The 19,678-nt window shown below is 33.6% G+C and carries 14 protein-coding genes; 8 read left to right on the forward strand and 6 right to left on the reverse strand.

Going from position 1 to position 19,678, the window contains the following annotated elements:
- Positions 1-99: 99 nt before the first annotated feature.
- The 6 genes from ACJJV4_RS17240 to ACJJV4_RS17265 all read right to left on the reverse strand — a co-directional run bounded on the left by ACJJV4_RS17240 (position 100) and on the right by ACJJV4_RS17265 (position 10,165).
- Positions 100-5,247, reverse strand: a complete 5,148-nt coding sequence (locus ACJJV4_RS17240; protein WP_405296635.1) for a T9SS type B sorting domain-containing protein — start codon at positions 5,245-5,247, stop codon at positions 100-102.
- A 293-nt stretch (positions 5,248-5,540) separates the two neighbouring features.
- Positions 5,541-6,377 carry a GIN domain-containing protein gene (locus ACJJV4_RS17245; protein WP_405296636.1) on the reverse strand — a complete coding sequence of 279 codons (837 nt, stop codon included), beginning with the start codon at positions 6,375-6,377 and terminating at the stop codon, positions 5,541-5,543.
- A 101-nt stretch (positions 6,378-6,478) separates the two neighbouring features.
- On the reverse strand, positions 6,479-7,207 hold the full coding sequence (locus tag ACJJV4_RS17250) for a head GIN domain-containing protein (RefSeq protein WP_405296638.1): 729 nt from the start codon (positions 7,205-7,207) through the stop codon (positions 6,479-6,481).
- Positions 7,208-7,333: 126 nt separating this feature from the next.
- The gene (locus ACJJV4_RS17255; RefSeq protein WP_405296639.1) at positions 7,334-9,133 is read right to left on the reverse strand and encodes a PspC domain-containing protein; all 1,800 of its coding nucleotides are present in this window, start codon (positions 9,131-9,133) and stop codon (positions 7,334-7,336) included.
- Positions 9,130-9,471, reverse strand: coding sequence for a PadR family transcriptional regulator (locus ACJJV4_RS17260; RefSeq protein WP_042504808.1), 342 nt, complete (start codon positions 9,469-9,471; stop codon positions 9,130-9,132). Before ACJJV4_RS17260 ends, ACJJV4_RS17255 begins: the two co-directional genes overlap by 4 nt.
- Before the next feature lie 247 nt (positions 9,472-9,718).
- Complete coding sequence (locus ACJJV4_RS17265; protein ID WP_405296640.1) at positions 9,719-10,165, reverse strand: DUF4870 domain-containing protein; 447 nt, start codon at positions 10,163-10,165, stop codon at positions 9,719-9,721.
- A 147-nt stretch (positions 10,166-10,312) separates the two neighbouring features.
- On the opposite strand from ACJJV4_RS17265, the gene ACJJV4_RS17270 reads away from it, so the two are divergent.
- From ACJJV4_RS17270 to ACJJV4_RS17305, 8 genes are all read left to right on the forward strand, one after another.
- Positions 10,313-10,768 carry a DUF4442 domain-containing protein gene (locus ACJJV4_RS17270; protein ID WP_405296641.1) on the forward strand — a complete coding sequence of 152 codons (456 nt, stop codon included), beginning with the start codon at positions 10,313-10,315 and terminating at the stop codon, positions 10,766-10,768.
- Between the two features lie 86 nt (positions 10,769-10,854).
- Entirely contained in the window at positions 10,855-11,652 is a 798-nt protein-coding gene (locus ACJJV4_RS17275; protein WP_405296642.1) for a TIGR00266 family protein, read from the forward strand.
- 111 nt (positions 11,653-11,763) lie between these two features.
- Positions 11,764-13,362, forward strand: a complete 1,599-nt coding sequence (locus ACJJV4_RS17280) for a helix-turn-helix transcriptional regulator (protein ID WP_405296643.1) — start codon at positions 11,764-11,766, stop codon at positions 13,360-13,362.
- Between the two features lie 393 nt (positions 13,363-13,755).
- Positions 13,756-16,416, forward strand: coding sequence for a T9SS type A sorting domain-containing protein (locus ACJJV4_RS17285; RefSeq protein ID WP_405296644.1), 2,661 nt, complete (start codon positions 13,756-13,758; stop codon positions 16,414-16,416).
- 286 nt (positions 16,417-16,702) lie between these two features.
- Positions 16,703-16,900 (forward strand): hypothetical protein, encoded by a 198-nt coding sequence (locus ACJJV4_RS17290; protein ID WP_405296645.1) that lies wholly within the window; start codon positions 16,703-16,705, stop codon positions 16,898-16,900.
- 349 nt (positions 16,901-17,249) lie between these two features.
- A complete protein-coding gene (locus ACJJV4_RS17295) occupies positions 17,250-17,558 on the forward strand; it encodes a hypothetical protein (protein ID WP_405296646.1) in 309 nt (102 codons plus the stop codon).
- Positions 17,559-17,676: 118 nt separating this feature from the next.
- Complete coding sequence (locus ACJJV4_RS17300; RefSeq protein WP_405296647.1) at positions 17,677-18,477, forward strand: MbnP family protein; 801 nt, start codon at positions 17,677-17,679, stop codon at positions 18,475-18,477.
- 127 nt (positions 18,478-18,604) lie between these two features.
- A complete protein-coding gene (locus ACJJV4_RS17305; RefSeq protein WP_405296648.1) occupies positions 18,605-19,651 on the forward strand; it encodes a cytochrome-c peroxidase in 1,047 nt (348 codons plus the stop codon).
- Positions 19,652-19,678: the final 27 nt, after the last annotated feature.

Raw genomic sequence — 19,678 nt, forward strand, 5'->3', positions numbered from 1 at the left:
CATTAAATTTTTTACACGTAAAATTAATTACAGAAATGAATTGATATTCAAATTTGCAAGAGTTTGAAGTTGATTGATAAAGTTAAATATTGATTTGGTCTATCGTTTTAGAGTAAAATGTCCACTAAAAGTTCGTCCGTCTTCAAGTTGTACATTAAACCAATAATCGTCGGATGCCAAAGGAGTTCCATTAAATGTACCATCCCAACCTATTGATCCTGCCAAGAATTGTTTCAGCAGTTTTCCGTAGCGATCATAAATAAAAATTAAAGAGTTGGGTTGCACTTGGGAGTTTAAGCCCTTTACCTGCCAATAATCATTATAGCGATCTCCGTTGGGAGTAAAGAATTTAGCATATCCAATTACTGAAATGTTTAATTCTGCTGTTCCGCAAATGTCGTCTTTCACATAAATGGTGTAAAAACCTGGACGCACATTTTCAAATACAGGTTCTGCTTGGTATGTAATGAAGTTAGAGCCTTCCTCTCGTATAGCATACTCGTAGTCTCCAGAACCTAAATTTGTTGGGTCTATGGTAACTGAGTTGTTATCAGAAACATCTACAATAGTAACATCTTCTTGGGTAATATTTGCGGACTCCGAGGCTGTAACTATAATATCTCGGGTGCGTGCGCATCCTGTTCCGTCTGTTTTGGTAAGTGTTACAGAGTAAGTTCCGTCAATGGAAACATTCTCTAAAGTGGGCTCATTGGATAAAAATGTTCCATCTTCAAAATACCACTCGTAAGTAAAACGTTCTATTACATTGGCTTCAATAGGATCTAAGCTTACGCTGAAAGTTGGATCGGAGGTACAAACAACTAGAGGAGAATTTACAGTGAAATCTGGAAGTGGATTTACAATTAATTCTATAGTTGTTGAGGCTACACAAGCAGTGTTATCTGGATTAGTGACTTCAACTAAAACATTTTGAGACTCCGAATTAAAAGGATTAGGTAATGCTGTATTCGTCACCATATTTCCAGATTCGTCTATGTAGGTATAATTGATATCCATACCTGTTTGCGATCCTAAAATAGTGTTAGAAAAGGTAGATGTATCGAAAGCGAATAATCCATCATTATCAATATCTCCTGCGTCGCCATCGCACACAGCAATTGGATTTATTGGATTTGCTGTAGGGCTTACGTCTACTTTAAATTCAAGTGTTGTATCGTCAAAACAAGGACCATCTGTGGCCGAAGTATTAGTATTTGTAACTTTAACTGTTATGGTTTGATTACTTGTTAGAAATGTAGATGCAATTGGGCTCACAACCGCAGTACCATCAGCATATAATAGAGGATCTCCTGCTGCATCAAAATAAGAAATATCTATATCTGTAGGACTTTGCGTTCCTAAAATATCACTCTCTAAGTTTGAGGTATCGAAAGGGTAGGCTCCATCAGAATCATCGTCGCAAGCTCGGTTTATTGTAACAGGGTTTGCAATTGGTAACGATTCAACGGTTAATAATATATGCCCTCCTAAGCCTAGGCAATCGTTAGAGATATCGCTATCCACGCGTACATAAATAGTTTGTGAGTTTGGATAACCAATGTTTCTATAGTTCGAAATATCTACAATTTCATTTATTTCAGCTAAGGCATCAGTTTCATTTCTGTAGTATTTTGGAGGTAAGGGATTCTGTCCTGAAGGAATTAAACTGAGTAAAGTTGTATTTACACTGCTAAAATCGAATGTTGCAATTCCATCTCTATGGTTGTTATTTACAGTATCATTTCCATCAATATCTAGAAAATCATCACATTGACTAAAGGTGACTAAAAGACTAGAGGGAATTACGGTAGTTGAAACATTTAATTGAATTTCAGCAGTACCTGCACAGGTAAGTGTATTTTCAATTCGTGCCCAAACAACATCGCTACTAATGGTTCTATTTGTAAAAGTCGTTGGATTCGCAATGAAATCAGTACTGGTTTCATCACCTAATTGAGCGGCGGCTTGAGTTAAATAATAACTAAATGTTTCATTCTCTGAATTTGATGAAATTTCGGCGTTAACCTCTGTTAAATTAAAGTCGCTATAACCTAAAGTAGATAAATCTTCATCGTCACATTGAATTAAAATAACGGGTGTATTTACAGCAGGTATTGGATTTACAGTAAGCGTCATGCTTGTGGAGTATAATCCACAACTGTTTCCACTTCTGTCTAGCTTTACGCGATATTGGTAGTTATTAAACGTAATTGGTGTATTAGATATAACTAGTGTTGCTGTTTGCGAGTTGCTGTAATTTGTATCGTCAATAACGGCATTCCATGTTGTGCCATCTGTGCTTATTTCCCATTGAAATGTTTCAGCCTCATCTGAAATTATTGTAATAGAAGCATTATAAGTGTTACAAGCTATTACATCGGCCGGTTGTGTTGTTATAGATATTGGTGCGCTGGTTAAATAGCCAAAATTTGGAAGCGTATAGCCATCTGAAGCATTTGTAACTAAACCATTAGTATCTACAGTAATAGTCGCAGTATCTCCAAGATAATTATCCGTATTTGCATCCGAAAAACCAGCTTCAATAACGTCGGAGCAGCTGTCTCCGTCAGTATCAAAATCAAGATAATCAAAAATAGTATCATTATCAAAATCACTAAGTACATATCCTATTACGCTACTGTCTGGTGCTGTTTCTCCTGCATCTGCCCATCCATTAAAACCGAAATTTCCATCAACAACGCCGTTTAAATCAGTATCCGATAAGGTTCCTAATTGGCCTGTTTCAATTAAATCATAAATACCATCATTGTCGCTATCTAAATCAAGGTAGTCAAATACGCCATCGTAATCTGTATCTATTGGGGCTGTCGTAATATTATAAACATCATCTAAGCCATTATAATCGGCATCTATGTTAGATAGTATAGTCAATAAACCTTGATTTTCTATTAAATCTGGAATACCGTCGTTGTCGCTGTCATAGTCTAAACTATCTTCCATGCCATCAGCATCACTATCTTTAGGTACACAGGTTGCCGTAATTTGAAAGGTAGCTTGATTATCTGTTAAATCTGAAGTGTTTTGATGTGTATAGATTATATTACTAACATTATGCGCCGAAAAACTAAATGTAGCACTACCAAAGGCTAAAGGGTTTTTAGGTTTAAATCGAATTTCAAATGCAGAAATTTGAGTTATACCTGGCTCGTAAACATCATCAAAATTAGTGTCAATTAGAAGTTGGTCATCAGGGTCCAAAAGTGTTATAGTTCGGGAACTTGGCACACGAATTATAAATTCTTGATCTGTATTAATAGTACCACTACCAAAAGGAGAGCTGTTGGGGTAATTTAAAAGTAGATTTAACGGTTTATTGAAGCTTAATTGGTAGGTTACACTACTTTTTATACTTCCCGTTTTTGCTGTGGTTTCACTCATAAATACACCAGTACTACTTCCTGTAAACGGGCTGGTAGCTGTGTTATCGATTAAAGTTGTATTTCCTACATAAGTATAACCTCCAGCAATGATATTACCACTATTTATATTCGATAAATCTATAATTTGATTCCCATAAGATTCTGTACAATTTAAAATACCATCGTTGTCGTTATCAATATCAATATTATCTAAAATACCATCATTATCTACGTCGTCTGGGCAAATACTTACCGGAACATCCAAGGATTCTAGTTTTAAACCAGAGCATAATAACTCCCCTATTAATTTATAATTTCCGGCAATAGTAGGCGTAAAAGATGGAGATGTTACTCCTGTAGTAATAAACCCGCTGCCAGATCCATCATCAAAAAACCATTCAAAACTATCAAAGATGCCGACATTAGCGACCTCTAAAGTTACATTAGGAATACAGTTTCCTAAAGTTTCAAATGCTGTATTGAAATTAATTTCCGGAGGCGTAGGGAAGCCAGAGTAAAAACTTCCTGATGTTGCAGCTCCGTTGTAATTAAAATAGGCACAGTATAGCTCGTCATTACTTTTTACAGATATGTCTCCGGTTAGATCTATAATTTTATACGTAACATAATCTGTTTTTCCAGCAACCACTGTAGGTCCAGTGGTAAAAAAACTACTTATAGGGCTATCGTTCACGGTAACAGTGGCTCCCGCTTTTGTAACTATTGATATTCCACCAGTAAAAGTAGTACTTCCGATAGATTGAATAGCCGCAATATTATCTAAGTCGCCACGTGTTTCACAACTTAAAGGTGGTACAAAATACATACCTTGGTTAGCCTCACTTGGTGTAGCTCCAATACCTTGGTAAGCAAAAACAGGTTGCGATGTTTCTACATACATATTTCCGTTTGTATATTGATCTCCTTCTATTAAATAGTAATCTCCTGCATTAATACTTGCAACTGCAGGATTTCCATTTATGCTAATAGATGTGTTATCATAATGAGCTACAATAAGTGCGTTTTCCCATCCATCATACCCATCACCTTTTACAAAAATGTATTCGGTACCTACTTTATCCAAACCTACAATTTGGTCTATTCCGTAGTCTCTTCCGTTTCCGTCGTGAAAACTACCGTTTGCGGAGCCACAGTTTACAACAATAGGTCTATCAGAATTAATTAAAGCGCCTACCAAGCCATCTCTATTTGTAACGCTCTCTTCACTATTTGTTGCAATAGTATAACTTTCTCCTTTATTTAATGTTGTTGTTATAGGCGTTGTACCTGTATAATTTTTAATAACTAAACCAGCTGGTAAATTACTAAATGTAACCGAGGTATTATCTTCGGTAGCCATTACCGAAACAAAATTTAAATAATTATCCTGAGGATTTTGATTGGTATAAGTACCCACTCTAAAAGTTTGCCCAAAGGCTGCTAACCCTTTGCTTACGAGAGCGCCAGCTTGAGCATTGTTACCCGCATTCATTCTTACAGAAACATAAATTGAGCCTTTGGCTTCTACAATATAGCCACGGTTATTTACAACTGTACTTGTTTGCGAAGAAGGAATAAATAGCTGCCCATCTCCGGTAGCTATAGAAATAATTTGAGGGGATGTATTAGAAACTTCTCCTGTAATAGCTGCCGACGCAGGTTGGCCAATAGGTGTTATAACGTAGGTTACATTTGTTGCTGATGGCGTAGATAAGTAAATATATTGGTCTTGTGGTTGTGAGTTGGTAGCATCTGCACTTGTCAATGGTGGGATAAAATGTAATTTGCTTAATTGTGCAAAACCTTGTAAGCAAAAAAATAATACAAATAAAAATGATACTTTTTTTAAAAACGCCAATTTATTCATTTACAGCTGCAGAGGTTAATGTTAATCTTGTATTTTATAAGTCTTGAAAGCCTAAATATAGCTTTAAATATTGTTAGACTGAAAAAATATAGTTTGGTTTATTCTTTTTTTTGAAGAAATTATTAAAGCCTAGGCCCTGATAACATTTTTGTTTTAATTGTAAAGCACACATTTTTTCGTGTCTTAAAATGTATTTGTTTGTTTTATAAGGAGTTGATGGTTTTTGAATTTGTCTAAAACAAAAAAAGGTAGCATTCCCTTAGGAAGCTACCTTTTAGTAGAAATCTATTAAATTATTTTTCTTTTTTCTGAATTTTTGATGTGTTGGCTAGTTTATTTACAATAATTTGAGGATCATTATAAAGGTATAGCGCACTTGTTCCCGAAATTTCTACCGTTAAAGTATCTGTAACTTCCAAAATAGCTTCACTAGCAATTTCTGAAATTAAACTACACTTTTTAGCTGTAAAGTTTTTACCCGTAAATTGGGCATTATTATCTGTTCTAAGTGTTAAATCGTCACAACTACCTTCAATTTCAGCATTTGCTCTTTGGTAAAGATCAGCTTTTAAAATAGGAGAATTAATTAAAGCTTCTAATCTACTATTACCATTTAAAATAACTTTAGAATTTTTTGCGGTTAAATTCAATTTAGTTTTAGATTTATCTAATCCTTCAAAATTAAAATTCTCCGTTTTTATTGTTAATCCAGCTTCAGAATTTCCAGATGTTATTAATGTGATATTATCAGCGTTAATTGTAGATAGGCCGTATACTTCGGCATCATCTCGAGTTTCTATAGTTGTTAAAAAATCGTCGTAAGCCACTTTGATTTTAAGACGTTTTTTGGATGTTATTCGTTTTGTTAAGTCTAAATTAAGAATACTATCTCGAACATTGAGTACAAAAAACTCGTGTAAATTTTCATCCGTTTCTATTTCAACCGATGGGTCTTTGGCATAAACTAAATCTATCTCAAAGCCTTCATCAATAATAATAGTTTTAAAGGAACTTAAAGGAGTCTGTTCTATAGTTACATTTCTATTACCTTTAACTTTTTCTACACTTTGGGCTTGGCCAAAAAAGCAAAAACTTATTGCTATAAGTAGGATAGGGAATTTTTGTTTCATTTTATATGAATTAAATAATTAGTACAAATATAAAACAAAAACCATCCCAAACTCGTATTTAGTCTGCGATGGCTTTATTTTAAAGGTAAATAAGGGATAAATTATCTTTTAATTACACTTCCAGATGAGTTATTCGATTTGTCTACCTTTTCCGGATCTCCATAATATTTTATATCACCACCACTAGTAGCTTTAGCAACTAATATTTTTTCGGTATTTACAATAATATCAGCACCGCTTGTAGCTTTTACATTGCTATATTGTGCTATAAGGTCTTTAGCTTCAATATCACTTCCGCTAGTGGCTTCGGCATTAAATTTTTCTGTTATTCCAGAAATATTTAAATCACTTCCGCTAGTAGAGGAGCAGCTTAAAATTTTAGTATTTAGTTTTATAGACATATCACTACCGCTTGTTGTTTTTAAATCTAAAACATCTGCAACAATAGTGTTTGTAGATATTACGTCACTACCACTAGTTGCTATAATGCTAGAAATTGTTTTGAAACTTACTGTTATTTTTTTTGCAGAACATCTACCAATATTCTCTTTAGCATGGATTTTTAAAACTCCATCTTTTACTTCTGTAAGAATAAGTTCTTGTAAATTCTCGTCGGTTTCAACAACAATGCTTTGGTTGTCACTTTGTGTGAGATAAACATCTAAACCTTCGGTAGCTTTAATGGTTGAAAATGGTTCCGTAACTGTGCGAGTTTCTGTTTGTAATTTTCCGTTTCCTTTAACTCCAGAGTTAAGGTTGATGTCAAAATTACAAGAGAATAAGCATAAGCTTAAAAGTGTTGTAATTATAATTTTTGTTAGTGTTGTCATAATTATTCGTTTTTTGATTGATGAAAGTTTTAGTTATCGTTCAAATATCTTTTAAAATAGTATTGATGAAAACTATAAATACCTGAATTGTTATTTTTTCGGGATGAGTTGTTAATGCTTCAACCGTTAATCTTCTGTGTTAATTTGTATTCCGTTTTTATTAATGTTCAGTTTAACTTCGTCCGATTCTGCTTTAATACCATTTTCGTCTATTTTTAGATGGTTCTGGTCAGATCTTACTTCAATACCATTCTCGTTTATTTTAACGTTAGGTATATTGATTTCAATTTCCATGTCTTCATTCTCCTCAATAGGGCAATCTAAACATTCAATGTCGTTATCAAGAATTTTAATATTGTGGTTTACATGTTGCCTTCTAATTAGGTTACCATCGTAATTTCTGTAATAAATATAAGACTCTGTGTTTTTCTTAAAGTTTACAATCATGTTTTCCGGAATGTAGAGAACAACATCTACTTCTTGATCACTAAACTTGTTTTTTGGATCGGTTGTAAAATAAGAGTCTAACAGTAAAACATTATTTTTAAGCTCGAAGCTGTAATTAATATTTTTAGCACGACCTCTGGCTTTCTGGTAATCTCGGCCATCGGCACTTTTTTCTAAAGCAACAGTAATAACAGTATCTGTGGTAGATTTTACTCTAATATCAATATCCGAAGAATAAATAATTTTATTGCCTTCATCGTCATGCGCCAATTTAAAATTACTATGGTCGCGGTAAAAACTTGAACTGAAATTATCGTTACCTACCATTTTTATACTTAGCGTATCAATAGCTGTAATGGGTAACTCTGTTTTCTCAATGTAAGTTTCATCAAAAGCATGCTCACTAGCTTGGCGAATACCAATAACAATTAAACCAATAACAGATATAATCCATAAGCCTAGCAAAGTGAATTTAGCAACATTACCAATAGATTTTAAGTTGTTTACTAAAATTTTTAACCCTAAATAGAATAGAAAAAAGAAAGGAATACCAACAGCAAATAGCGTAAGTAGAGAAACAAACCAAATGGGAGTTTCGCCGGCATTAGCAATATCTACCAAATCCAAACCTGGTATATGTACAAAATTGGCAACACCAACTGAGAATAGGCCAATAATTAAAGCAATTAAAGCAGCGGCACCAATAAAAATAAGTAGCACCCCAATAAATTTTGCAATTACTTTAAAGAAGAACATAATAATGTCTCCAATAGCTTCAAAAAACGATCTAGAAGTCGATTTTATTTTACCACCTTGTTTTTCAAAATCGATATTTTTTGTAGCGTTAGATACCGAATCTGAAACATTTTTAGCAACATCCGTAACCGTTTCCGATACGTTTTCAAAGCCGTCTTTAATTTTTTTTTCAATGTTACTAATGTTAACCGGTTCGCCAGTCATCATTATTTTCTCTGCCGTTGTTTTAGCTTCGGGTACTAAAACCCAAAGCAAAATATAGAGTAGAATTCCCGTTCCAAATCCAAAAAATAATAAAACCCAAACCAAACGAATCCAAATAGCATCAATACCTAAATAATGTGCTAACCCAGAAGATACACCACCAATATAAGAGTTGTTCGTATCACGAAATAATTTTCTAGAACTCGTTTTTTTCTTTCTAGGTGTATGTTGTGGTTCATCTTCAAAAATCTCATCGTCCACTAAGTAATCTTCAGGTTGTCCCATAATAGAGATTACTTCATCCACCTCTTTAACTCTAATAACTTGGCGGTCCATTTGCACACGCTCGTTAAAAAGCTCGGCAATTCGCGCTTCAATATCTGCTATTATTTCCGATCGCCCTTGGGAGTCTGTAAACGACCTCTTTATAGCCTCCAAATAGCGTTGCAGTTTTAAGTAAGCATCTTCATCGATATGAAAAAATATACCTGCTAAATTTATATTTACTGTTTTATTCATTTTTTTGGTGGTTTTTGGCTAGTTACTATAGTTACTGCATGGTGTAATTCACTCCAAGTAGTGTCTAATTCTTTTAAAAATAGCTTGCCCGTTTCGGTTAAGCCATAATATTTCCGTGGTGGTCCAGAGGTCGATTCTTCCCATCTGTAGTTTAAAAGTCCCGCATTTTTAAGTCGCGTAAGCAACGGATAAATGGTACCTTCCACAACCAGCAACTTTGCATCTTTTAAGGTGCTTAGAATTTCGGCAACATAAGCATCCTCGTCTTTTAAAACCGAGAGTATGCAGAATTCTAAAACGCCTTTACGCATTTGTGCTTTTGTGTTTTCTATCTTCATATTCTAAAGCATTTTAATTTTGTGAAACTGTTCATTTTTTGATTGATTTTGATGATTAATTATTGATGAAATTTAATTTTTTATTTTGAGCGTTCCCCTTTATCCTGAAAAAAGTTCAGGAACAGGGTCGGGCTTTCCGTTACAAGTCCTCGCGCACCCGATTACCATCGGGAGCACTGTGGGCTTTTCACTGCAATCCCTAACGCGGGCATGTTTGTTAGTTAATGTTTCCACATAAGCTTATGTTTTATTTTAAAAACTGAATGGTTAACGGGTAATTATATATCTCGCCGTCCCTCGCTTTTAAACTTGCAATTACAATTAAAACGAGTTCCATAATAAAACCAATAATAGCAAAGGCACCTAGTACACCACCTATGTAGAGTAAAGCCGATGGTTTGCCAACGTTAATATGAAAATTTTGAAAACCATTAAAATCTATAAAATCGAAACCATTAAATATTTTGAAAATAAAAAACGGAACCGTTAGCGTCCCCAAGATTATAGCGTAAAGTAAAATGCTAATTTGAAAATTGATGGCTTGCTTACCATGTCGATCTATAAAAGCCGATTTATCTTTATTGGCAGCCCATAAAATAATTGGGCCTATAAAGTTTCCTAAAGGAAAAAAGAACCGGCTAAATGTCGATAAATGAATAAATGTAGCGATGTTTTTTTGATGGTTGTCTAGCATAATATTAAAACATATAATAGTTTCTTATGCAAATATATATCTAAAAGAAGGTACTTTGTAACGCATAGTACTGAAATTTAACATAAAATTAACAAATAGACGTCATAAATATTTTTCATAACTTCGTGAAAACTAAAATAGATTAATATGACATTAACACCCAGAAAACTAAATGCTTATACCATGTTTAAGCTTCCTGCTGCTTACTTTTGCGGCGTTAGAACAAAGCATATAGATAACGATAAGTGCTTGGTAACGGTAAAACATAAGTGGATAAACCAAAACCCATTTAAGTCGATGTTTTGGGCTGTGCAAGGTATGGCAGCTGAGTTTTCTACAGGAGCTTTAATGATTGGTAAAATTCAAGATTCTGGTAAACGCGTATCTATGTTAGTAACTTCTCAAACCGCGAGCTTTACAAAAAAAGCCACCGGACGCATTATATTTAGTTGTAAAGATGGACATTTAATAGATGAGGCTTTAAAAAAAGCTATTGCAACAGGTGAGGGGCAAACCCTTTGGATGGAGTCTATAGGTCTCAATCAAGATGGAGTTGCTGTATCTACCTTTAAATTTGAGTGGAGTATTAAGGTAAAAAGCTAAAAAAAATTATGTTTAATATTGATAATGTTTGTAACATTTTAAAAAATATAGCAACATATAAGTAAATCAATAAAAACCTATTAAAAATGACAGCACACGAAATTGACTATAGAATCTACGGCGAAGAAATGCAATATGTAGAAATAGAACTTGATCCACAAGAAGGTGTAATTGCCGAAGCCGGTAGTTTCATGATGATGGACGACGGTATAAAAATGGAAACTATTTTTGGCGATGGATCTCAAAAAGATTCTGGATTTCTTGGTAAAATTTTAGGTGCAGGGAAGCGTATATTAACTGGCGAAAGCCTATTTATGACTGCGTTTTATAATAATTTAATAGGAAAGCGTAATGTCTCTTTCGCATCACCATATCCTGGAAAAATAATACCAATAGATTTATCGGAATTTGGAGGTAAATTCATTTGCCAGAAAGATGCTTTTCTCTGTGCTGCCAAAGGAGTGAGTGTTGGTATCGAGTTTTCTAAAAAACTTGGTAGAGGTCTTTTTGGAGGCGAAGGTTTTATAATGCAAAAGTTAGAAGGCGATGGAATGGCCTTTGTACATGCCGGCGGAACCATGGCTAAAAAGGAATTACGAGCAGGAGAAACTTTAAGGGTAGATACAGGTTGTATTGTTGGTTTCGATCAAACGGTAAACTACGATATTGAATTTATTGGCGGTATAAAAAACACAGTTTTTGGAGGCGAAGGCTTGTTTTTTGCAAAATTGCAAGGTCCAGGGACGGTATTTGTACAATCTTTACCTTTTAGCAGGTTAGCAGGTCGTGTTTTAGCATCTGCACCAAAATCAGGTAATTCAAAAGGTGAAGGAAGTGTTTTAGGCGGTTTGGGTGATTTATTAGATGGAGATAATCGGTTTTAATTTTTAATAGATTAATTAGTTTTAAAAAAGCCATGTTTTAACATGGCTTTTTTTATTAATTAGTTATTTTTGTTTCACCAACTAATTCTTTAATTAACCCCTCGAAATATTTTGAATTTTCAATTTTTAAATAGGTTTTTACTATTAATCCCATTCTTTTTTATTAGTGTCGCCTTTCCTCAAAAAAATACTCAAAATAAATATTTAAAATTTTTAGATTTAGCAGATGATGTATTTGCTGAAGATCCAATTAAAGGAGCACTTTACTTAGATTCAATTCCAAAACCATTAAACAAAAGTATAAAAGGGCATCTCGCAGAATATTACGAATTAAAGGTACTCATTAATGACAGAAATAATGAGTTGGCAAAGCAATTTAAAAACACAGTGTTAGCCTTAAAATATGCGGAGTTAGAAAAGAATTATGATATTGCAGGATGGGCTTCCTTAGAAATTTTTTACAATAGTTATATAAAAGAAAAGGATACCACAGCTTTTAAATATATAGATGATGCGCAAAAGTTTTATGCACTCAATAGTAATAAAAAGGGCCTAGCCGAGGTTACTCAAATGCATGCGCTAGTAGCAATGATTAATAAGGAGTATAGCAAGGGCAATGATTTAATTTTAAAAAACTTAAACAGTTATAAGTTAATTAAAGATGATGCTTATTATTATATGTATGCGTTGTTTTTATTAACAACCAATTACATTGATTTAAACAATATAGCAGAGGCTCATAAACATTTTACTTCCTTAAAAAGTTTAAAAGATAATCCCACAATCACACCACTTTTACACGATGTACATTTAGCTTCTATTTATGGTTGTTTTGGAAGGTTTCATTTTAATGAAAAAGCTATAGATTCAACGTATCATTACTTAGCAAAATCCGAGAGTGTTAGAGCAGCTATGAATGATAATGATAAAAGAAATTTTTATAATTTATATATTGATTATTACGATCATAATGAAGACTACGAGAACAAAAATAACTATATAGATTCTTTAAAGGTTTTTGAAAAACATGTGTTAAACAAAACCATGGATGCAAGTTTGCATTTTGGAGATACATTAATGAGTTCTGAGTCGGAACTTCGAGTTGAGAAAGAAAAAAAAGGATATTTGTTAAAATGGCTTATAGGTTTAGCTTTACTCATAATTTTATTGATTGTACTTTACACTTTAAAAAACAGGAAGACTAAAAAAGTAATAAATAGTTTTGAAAAAAGTAATGATGAATTTACTTATTTAAAATCTACCCACGAAAAACTTAAAGTAAAGGTCCATGGCTTAGAAGATTATATTGTTGAGGTTAAAAAAGAAATTAAGGCAATATCTACTATGGGTAATGGAGATGAACAGCGAAAAAAAATAAAGGAACTGTTAAAAAATCTTCATTTAGATTCGTCTATGCTTCTAGATAAAACCGAAAACCATTTAGAATTAGTAAATGAATTTAATATTGATTTCTTTGCAAAAATTAAAAATGACTACCCTCAATTAAGTGATTCCGAAATTATAATATGCTACTACCTCTTTGTTGGTTTTAAAAGCAAAGAAATTGCAGTGTTTTTAAATACCTCGACTCGCGCTATAGAAGGCAAGCGTTATAGAATAACAAAAAAAATGGATCTTCAAAAAAGCGAATTTACATTAGTTGAGTTTCTTAATGATTTATGTAAAAATTTAAAAAAAGTTGAAAAGTAGTCGTCGTTTATATTCGTAAAAGGAAAAAATATAATAATTTCATTAAACTCAAAATAAAGCAATCTATAATAAAAGGAAAGTAGAACATAGCATTCTCCAAAAACGGTTATTTATTCAATTAAGTAATCGTTTTTTTATTGATTAAATCTCGTTTTATCTTTCTGTAATTTGAGTCTCATAATTATTTTTTTGAAAGTGTGAATTTCTAAGTTATTTGTTTTTTATTCTTACAAAGTGGCTTTAAGGCTTGTATTCACTAAAGTGTGTAGTGAGTGAGTAGTGTAAAATTATTTAATTATCGGCAGTGTATGGATATTTGTGTGTTAATTATTTAACCCTAAAAAAGTTAGGTAAGTAAGAAAAATATTTAAACTTAATTAATTCACTGAAGAAATGAGAAAACTTTACGCATTTGTATTAACTGTATGCTTTTCAATATTATCGTTTGGGCAAAACGATAAAAGTTGGGCGAAAATGGCATCTATTCAAAATGAAACATTTTATGATGTTCAAGCAAAATTTAACAAATACTGGGAAAATAAAACACCAGAAAAAGGACAAGGTTATAAAATATTTAAACGTTGGGAGAACCAAATTGCAGATAAAATTTACCCATCTGGAGATATGTCTTTGCCTTCGCACACGTATCCAAACTTTATTGAATGGCAACAAAAATACAATAACAAATTAGCTCGAAATGCTAATAGTAAAATGAAGGCCACATTAACATCTTCTCAGTGGGTGTCTTTAAATCAAAATACTATTGCTTCTGGATACGATTCTGGCTCTGGTCGTTTAAATTTTGTGACTTTTCACCCTACTAATGCTTCCATAATGTATGTTGGTGCTCCTGATGGTGGACTATGGAAAACTGTAGACGCAGGGGTGTCATGGACTACAAATTCAGATTATCTTCCTATAATTGGTTGTTCTGGTTTGGTTATCCATCCTACTAATCCAGATATAATGTATTTGGCTACAGGCGATAGAGAAAGTGATAGAAGAAGTATTGGAGTCTTAAAAACCACAGATGGGGGTGCAAACTGGAACACTACCGCATTAACTTGGACAGCATTAGATCATTATAAAATTACTAAAATTGTTATGGATCCAAACGATCCGGATACCATGATGGTTGCAACTGATGGTGGAATTTTTACTACTACTGATGGTTGGAATAATTATTCATTTCCTACAACCCCAATTGAAACATTTTACGATATTGAGTATAAGCCAGCTAGCTCGACTGTAATTTATGCTGCTAGTACGGAATTGTACAAATCAACCGATGGCGGATTGAGTTGGACAGTAAATGCTAACATTTCAGGAAATTTACCTGCTGCTAGTGCCGTTACGAGAATTGAATTGGCTGTTACTCCTGCTGATGCGGATTATGTATATGCTATTGTTGGCAACACAGACCAAGGATTAGAAGGTTTTTACCGTTCTACTGATAGTGGAGTTACTTATACCAAACAATCAACAGCTTCAACACCAAACATTTTGCATGCAAGTGCAGCACCAATGGCTTCCTCAGTTGGTGGTCAAGCAGATCATGATTTAGCCATAGCAGTTTCTCCTAAAAATGAGGATTTAGTAACTATTGGAGGAATTAACCAATGGCAAACAACGGATGGTGGTGCAAACTGGACGCGTATTACGTATTGGTTAGGGACTCGAGATGGTTATCCTTATGATCCAGATTATATGCAACCAGAACCTTATATTCATGCAGATATTATATATATAGCGTATTCTCCACATGATAATACCGCTTTATATACAGCTTGTGATGGGGGAATTTATAAAGGAATTTCTGATGGGCAATCAACTTGGGAGAATATTACTGCAAATATAGCGGTCGGGCAGCAAACGAATATAGCGCTTTCACCCACAGATGTGGATACGTATTTTGCAGGTTTGCAAGATATAGGTACAATAATACATACTGCTACTGGAGGCTGGTCTATTTTAGGCGGTGGAGATGGTGAAGATGGATTTATAGCACGTGGATATCCAATGATTTTGTCATCTACTACAAATGGTGAGTTTCAACGCAAAAACACAACAACGGGTAATGTTTCTTTCTATCCCTCTCTTAATAGTGAATGGTTTAGCCCAATTAAACAAGATCCAGTGGATGATTATTATGTGTATTTAGGTGGAAGACCTGCACTATATGGAAGTGATGATATTTTTACAAATGCTGATGATGTAAACCCAACCTGGACGGAACTTGGAACACCACAACCAGGTAAAAATATTTTGAGTTTTGAAATAGCTCCAAGTGATTCTAAAACGATCTATGCTATTACTGATGATAGGCTTTCTAAATCTGGCGATTATGGAGAAACTTGGGCAAATGTAACAGGAACATTACCAGTTGCATCTGCGAAGTTAAAAAACTTAACAGTTTCTAATATAGACGCTAATAAAGTGTGGGTTGTATTTTCTGGTTATGTGGCTGGAGAAAAAGTATACAAAACAACCGATGGAGGTGCTACTTGGATTAACGTATCCAATGGACTTCCTAATATTCCAATGAATACTATTGTTTATAGAAAAAACAGTCTTTACGATGAGGTTTATGTAGGTGCCGATTTAGGTGTTTATGCTATCGATAATTTAGTGTCATCTGCAGTGCCATTTTTAACAGATTTACCAAAGTGTGCCGTTCAGGATTTAGAGATATTCTATCCAACAGAAACTACTGGAATTCTTAGAGCAGCAACTTATGGAAGAGGAAGCTGGCAAGCAACTTTAGGTACAGATCCATTAGTAACTTTAGGTACAGATGAAGTAACAAGTTTAACCTCTAGCGCACCAATTTTATATCCAAACCCAGTTTCTAACGGAGTTTTAAATGTGAAATTAGTAAATACAGATAGTAATTACGTTTACTATTTATATAACTTACTTGGAGAGCAAGTGCTTAAAGGTACTTTAGATGTTTCAAATTCTGTAATATCTTTAAAAGATAAAGCAGCAGGAACTTATATTTTAAGACTGATAAGTGATGATAAAATGTACACACAAAAAGTTTTAGTTAAATAAACAGTTAGTGCATAATAATTAAAAAGAGCCTCGGTTATTCGAGGCTCTTTTTTTTATAACTATAAATTGGCAACTCAAGTAGTTTGTTATATAAATTGCCTATTTCTAAAAATAATACAGGTATAATTTTCATACTCGTAATTACTTTGTTAAATAGTTTCGATATGTTAATGTTATCTAAAATATTATAAATTGAATATTTTTTCACTAAATTTATAATCTAATACTCCCAAGCTTATAGTGTAAATTTACTTTATCATTACAAACCTAAACCAAACCAAATATTATGGCAAGAGCAATGCTTGATTACACTAAAACTGTGCTGAATAAAGTTAGTTTCGACACAACGTTGTTTTGCAAAGAGGTAAAAAAGGCACTAAGCCGATTATTACCTTACGAGATAGAAGAATTAAAAATTTTTATTCAATCGCTCGTTCAGCAAAACCCAGAATTAAATCAATGTATGGTTTATTTAAACCATTAAAGTATAAAGCGATCAATTAATTTGGTCGCTTTTTTTTTTGTAATAAAATTTATAGCGTTTCCCTTACTGTGCTTTAATGGCACAGTAAGGGGCAGGCTTTCACTACTCGCTCCCTTCCGTTGGTCGGGGAGCTCAAACAAGCCGTTCAATCCTTAACGCGGGGCATCAAGGCAAGAACAGTTCTTAAAAATAGAAAAACGTTAAAGTTTTAAACTAACACAAGTTTTTCTTATAAGAATAATCTAAACTTTTTTACATTTGCCACACTATAAAATTACTGTTGAAAAAGATTTTTGTATTCATATTACTAACCGCTTTTGTAATAAAGCCTCTATATAACTTGAGTTATTTGGCTTATTACGAAATTAATGTGGATTATATTACCGAAGTCTTTTGTATAAATAAAGAAAAAGTAGAACTTGCCTGTAACGGTAAATGCCATTTAGCACAACAATTACAAACCGATACAAATCCACAAGACGATAGTAAAACAGTAGTGTTACTAACCGAGTATTTATTTGCTTTATACTTTCAAGAAAACGAAAATTTCAATTTTAAAGAGACCCAAATTCCTTTAAATAAAATAGTAAATACTATATGTAATAGCAGTTATGCTTATCTCTACGAGCATAACCATTTTCGCCCACCAATGGTGTAAATTGATTTCTTAGAAAGGCAAACCAGCCTTAAACATACTTATTAAAATCAATTTTACAATAATATAGCAGCCGTCCAAATAATGACGAAAAGGCTGTTATGCACTTATACCATTATTAATGAAAATTTTAAAATATACATTCGCACTTTTATTATGTGTAACAATCGCTTCATGTTCATCAGACGACGATAATAATACAGAAGATTTAACAGGACAAACAGGAGATTTAATCCTTAAATTCGATAACGGTGTTGGCGATCAAGATTTTATTTTCGGAACAACTTACACTAAAGATAACGGTGAAACTTACCAATTAGAAACATTAAAATACTTAATATCTAATGTTAGCTTAACAGATAGCGACGGTAATGTTTACACATATCCAGCAGAAGATAATATCTTTATTGTAAGTGAAGCAAACGGAAACAATGCAGGCGAAATCTATATTACTTTAGAAGATGTAGATGCAGCAAACTATACGCAAGTAACTTTCGGAATTGGTATCGACCAAGAGCGTTATGCTTCTGGCGCAGATGGTCAAGGCGATTTTCTTACTACAGCGCAAGATGAAGGCATGATGTGGTCTTGGGCAACTGGATATAGATTTATGAGATTCGATGGAACGTACACATCTACAGCAGAAATAGATGCAGCATTGAACATCCACATGGGAAGTGTTGGTACCGCTGTAGATAACTACAAAGAAACAACGTTAACTTTTCCAAACGAAGTTTTGGTAAGAGAAGGTAACGAGCCATCTGTGCACATTAAGGCAGATATTGCTCAGGTTTTCGATGGTGCAACGTCTGTAAGTTTTGATGATGGTTATGCGCAAGTGCATACCGATGAAGCTACAACAGGTGTTATTGCAACAAACGTAAGTGGTATGTTTTCTGTACACCACGTACATAACGACTAATTTTTTTTAAATAATAATTTCCTCGGTATAATTTACCGAGGAAACTTATTTGTTTTTACAAACAAAAAAGTGTCATTATTAATCCCAAAGAGATGCAGTGTATTTCTCTGGTTTAACACTTCATTAAATGAAAAAAATAGTTCTTATTGCATTCGCAATAATAAGCGTGCTGTCTTGTTCCAAATCATCAGATACAGAAGTTTACGTTCCGGTCTATTTAAATGTAGAACAACCGGCTAACTTCCCAGAAATGGTTTATAATCTAGATAATAATCCGGTAACCGAAGCAGGTTTCGAGTTAGGGAAAAGTTTGTTTTACGATGGTAAATTATCGGCTAACAATGCTATTCCTTGTGCCTTTTGCCATGAGCAAGCCTTTGCTTTTACACATCACGAACATACCGTTAGCCATGGCGTAAATGGTGGTATAGGAACGCGTAATGCGCAACCCATTCAAAATTTAGCATATCAGTCGGAGTTTATGTGGGATGGCGCAGCAACACATTTAGATTTTCAACCTATAATTCCACTAACGAGTGAGGTTGAAATGGGAGAAACTTTAAGCAATGTACTAAGTAAACTTAGTGCAGATGCTTATTACCAAACACAATTTCCAAAAGCTTTTGAAGATGGTGAGATAAATAGCGAAAATATGCTAAAAGCACTTTCACAATTTATGCTCATGATGGTCTCATCAAACTCAAAATACGATAAATACGTAAGGAGTGAAGATACTGTGGTATTAACCGAAATTGAATTAGACGGTTTAAATAGTTTTCAAAATAAATGCGCAACATGCCATGCTACCGATTTATTTACAGACCATAGTTACCGCAACAATGGCTTGTCAATAAACCCGAAGCTAGATGATAAAGGGCGTTATGTTATTTTTGAAGATCCAACCGATTTATACAAATTTAAAGTGCCCAGTTTACGTAACATCGAGTTATCATTGCCGTATATGCACGATGGGCGTTTTTCGACTTTAGAAGCCGTTTTAGATTTTTACGATTCAGGCATGACCGATAATGGTAATGTAGATGAGGTATTTACTAGAGAAGATGGAAGTTTAGGAATCACGCTTTCCGATTACGAAAAAGAAAGTATAATAGCATTTCTTTATACATTAACAGATAATGAATTTTTAACCGATGATCGATTTTCAGAATTTTAAAAAAACAAGCCTTTTAGTTATTGCTTT

Source organism: Algibacter sp. Ld11, assembly GCF_045066735.1.
Classification (GTDB): Bacteria; Bacteroidota; Bacteroidia; order Flavobacteriales; family Flavobacteriaceae; genus Algibacter.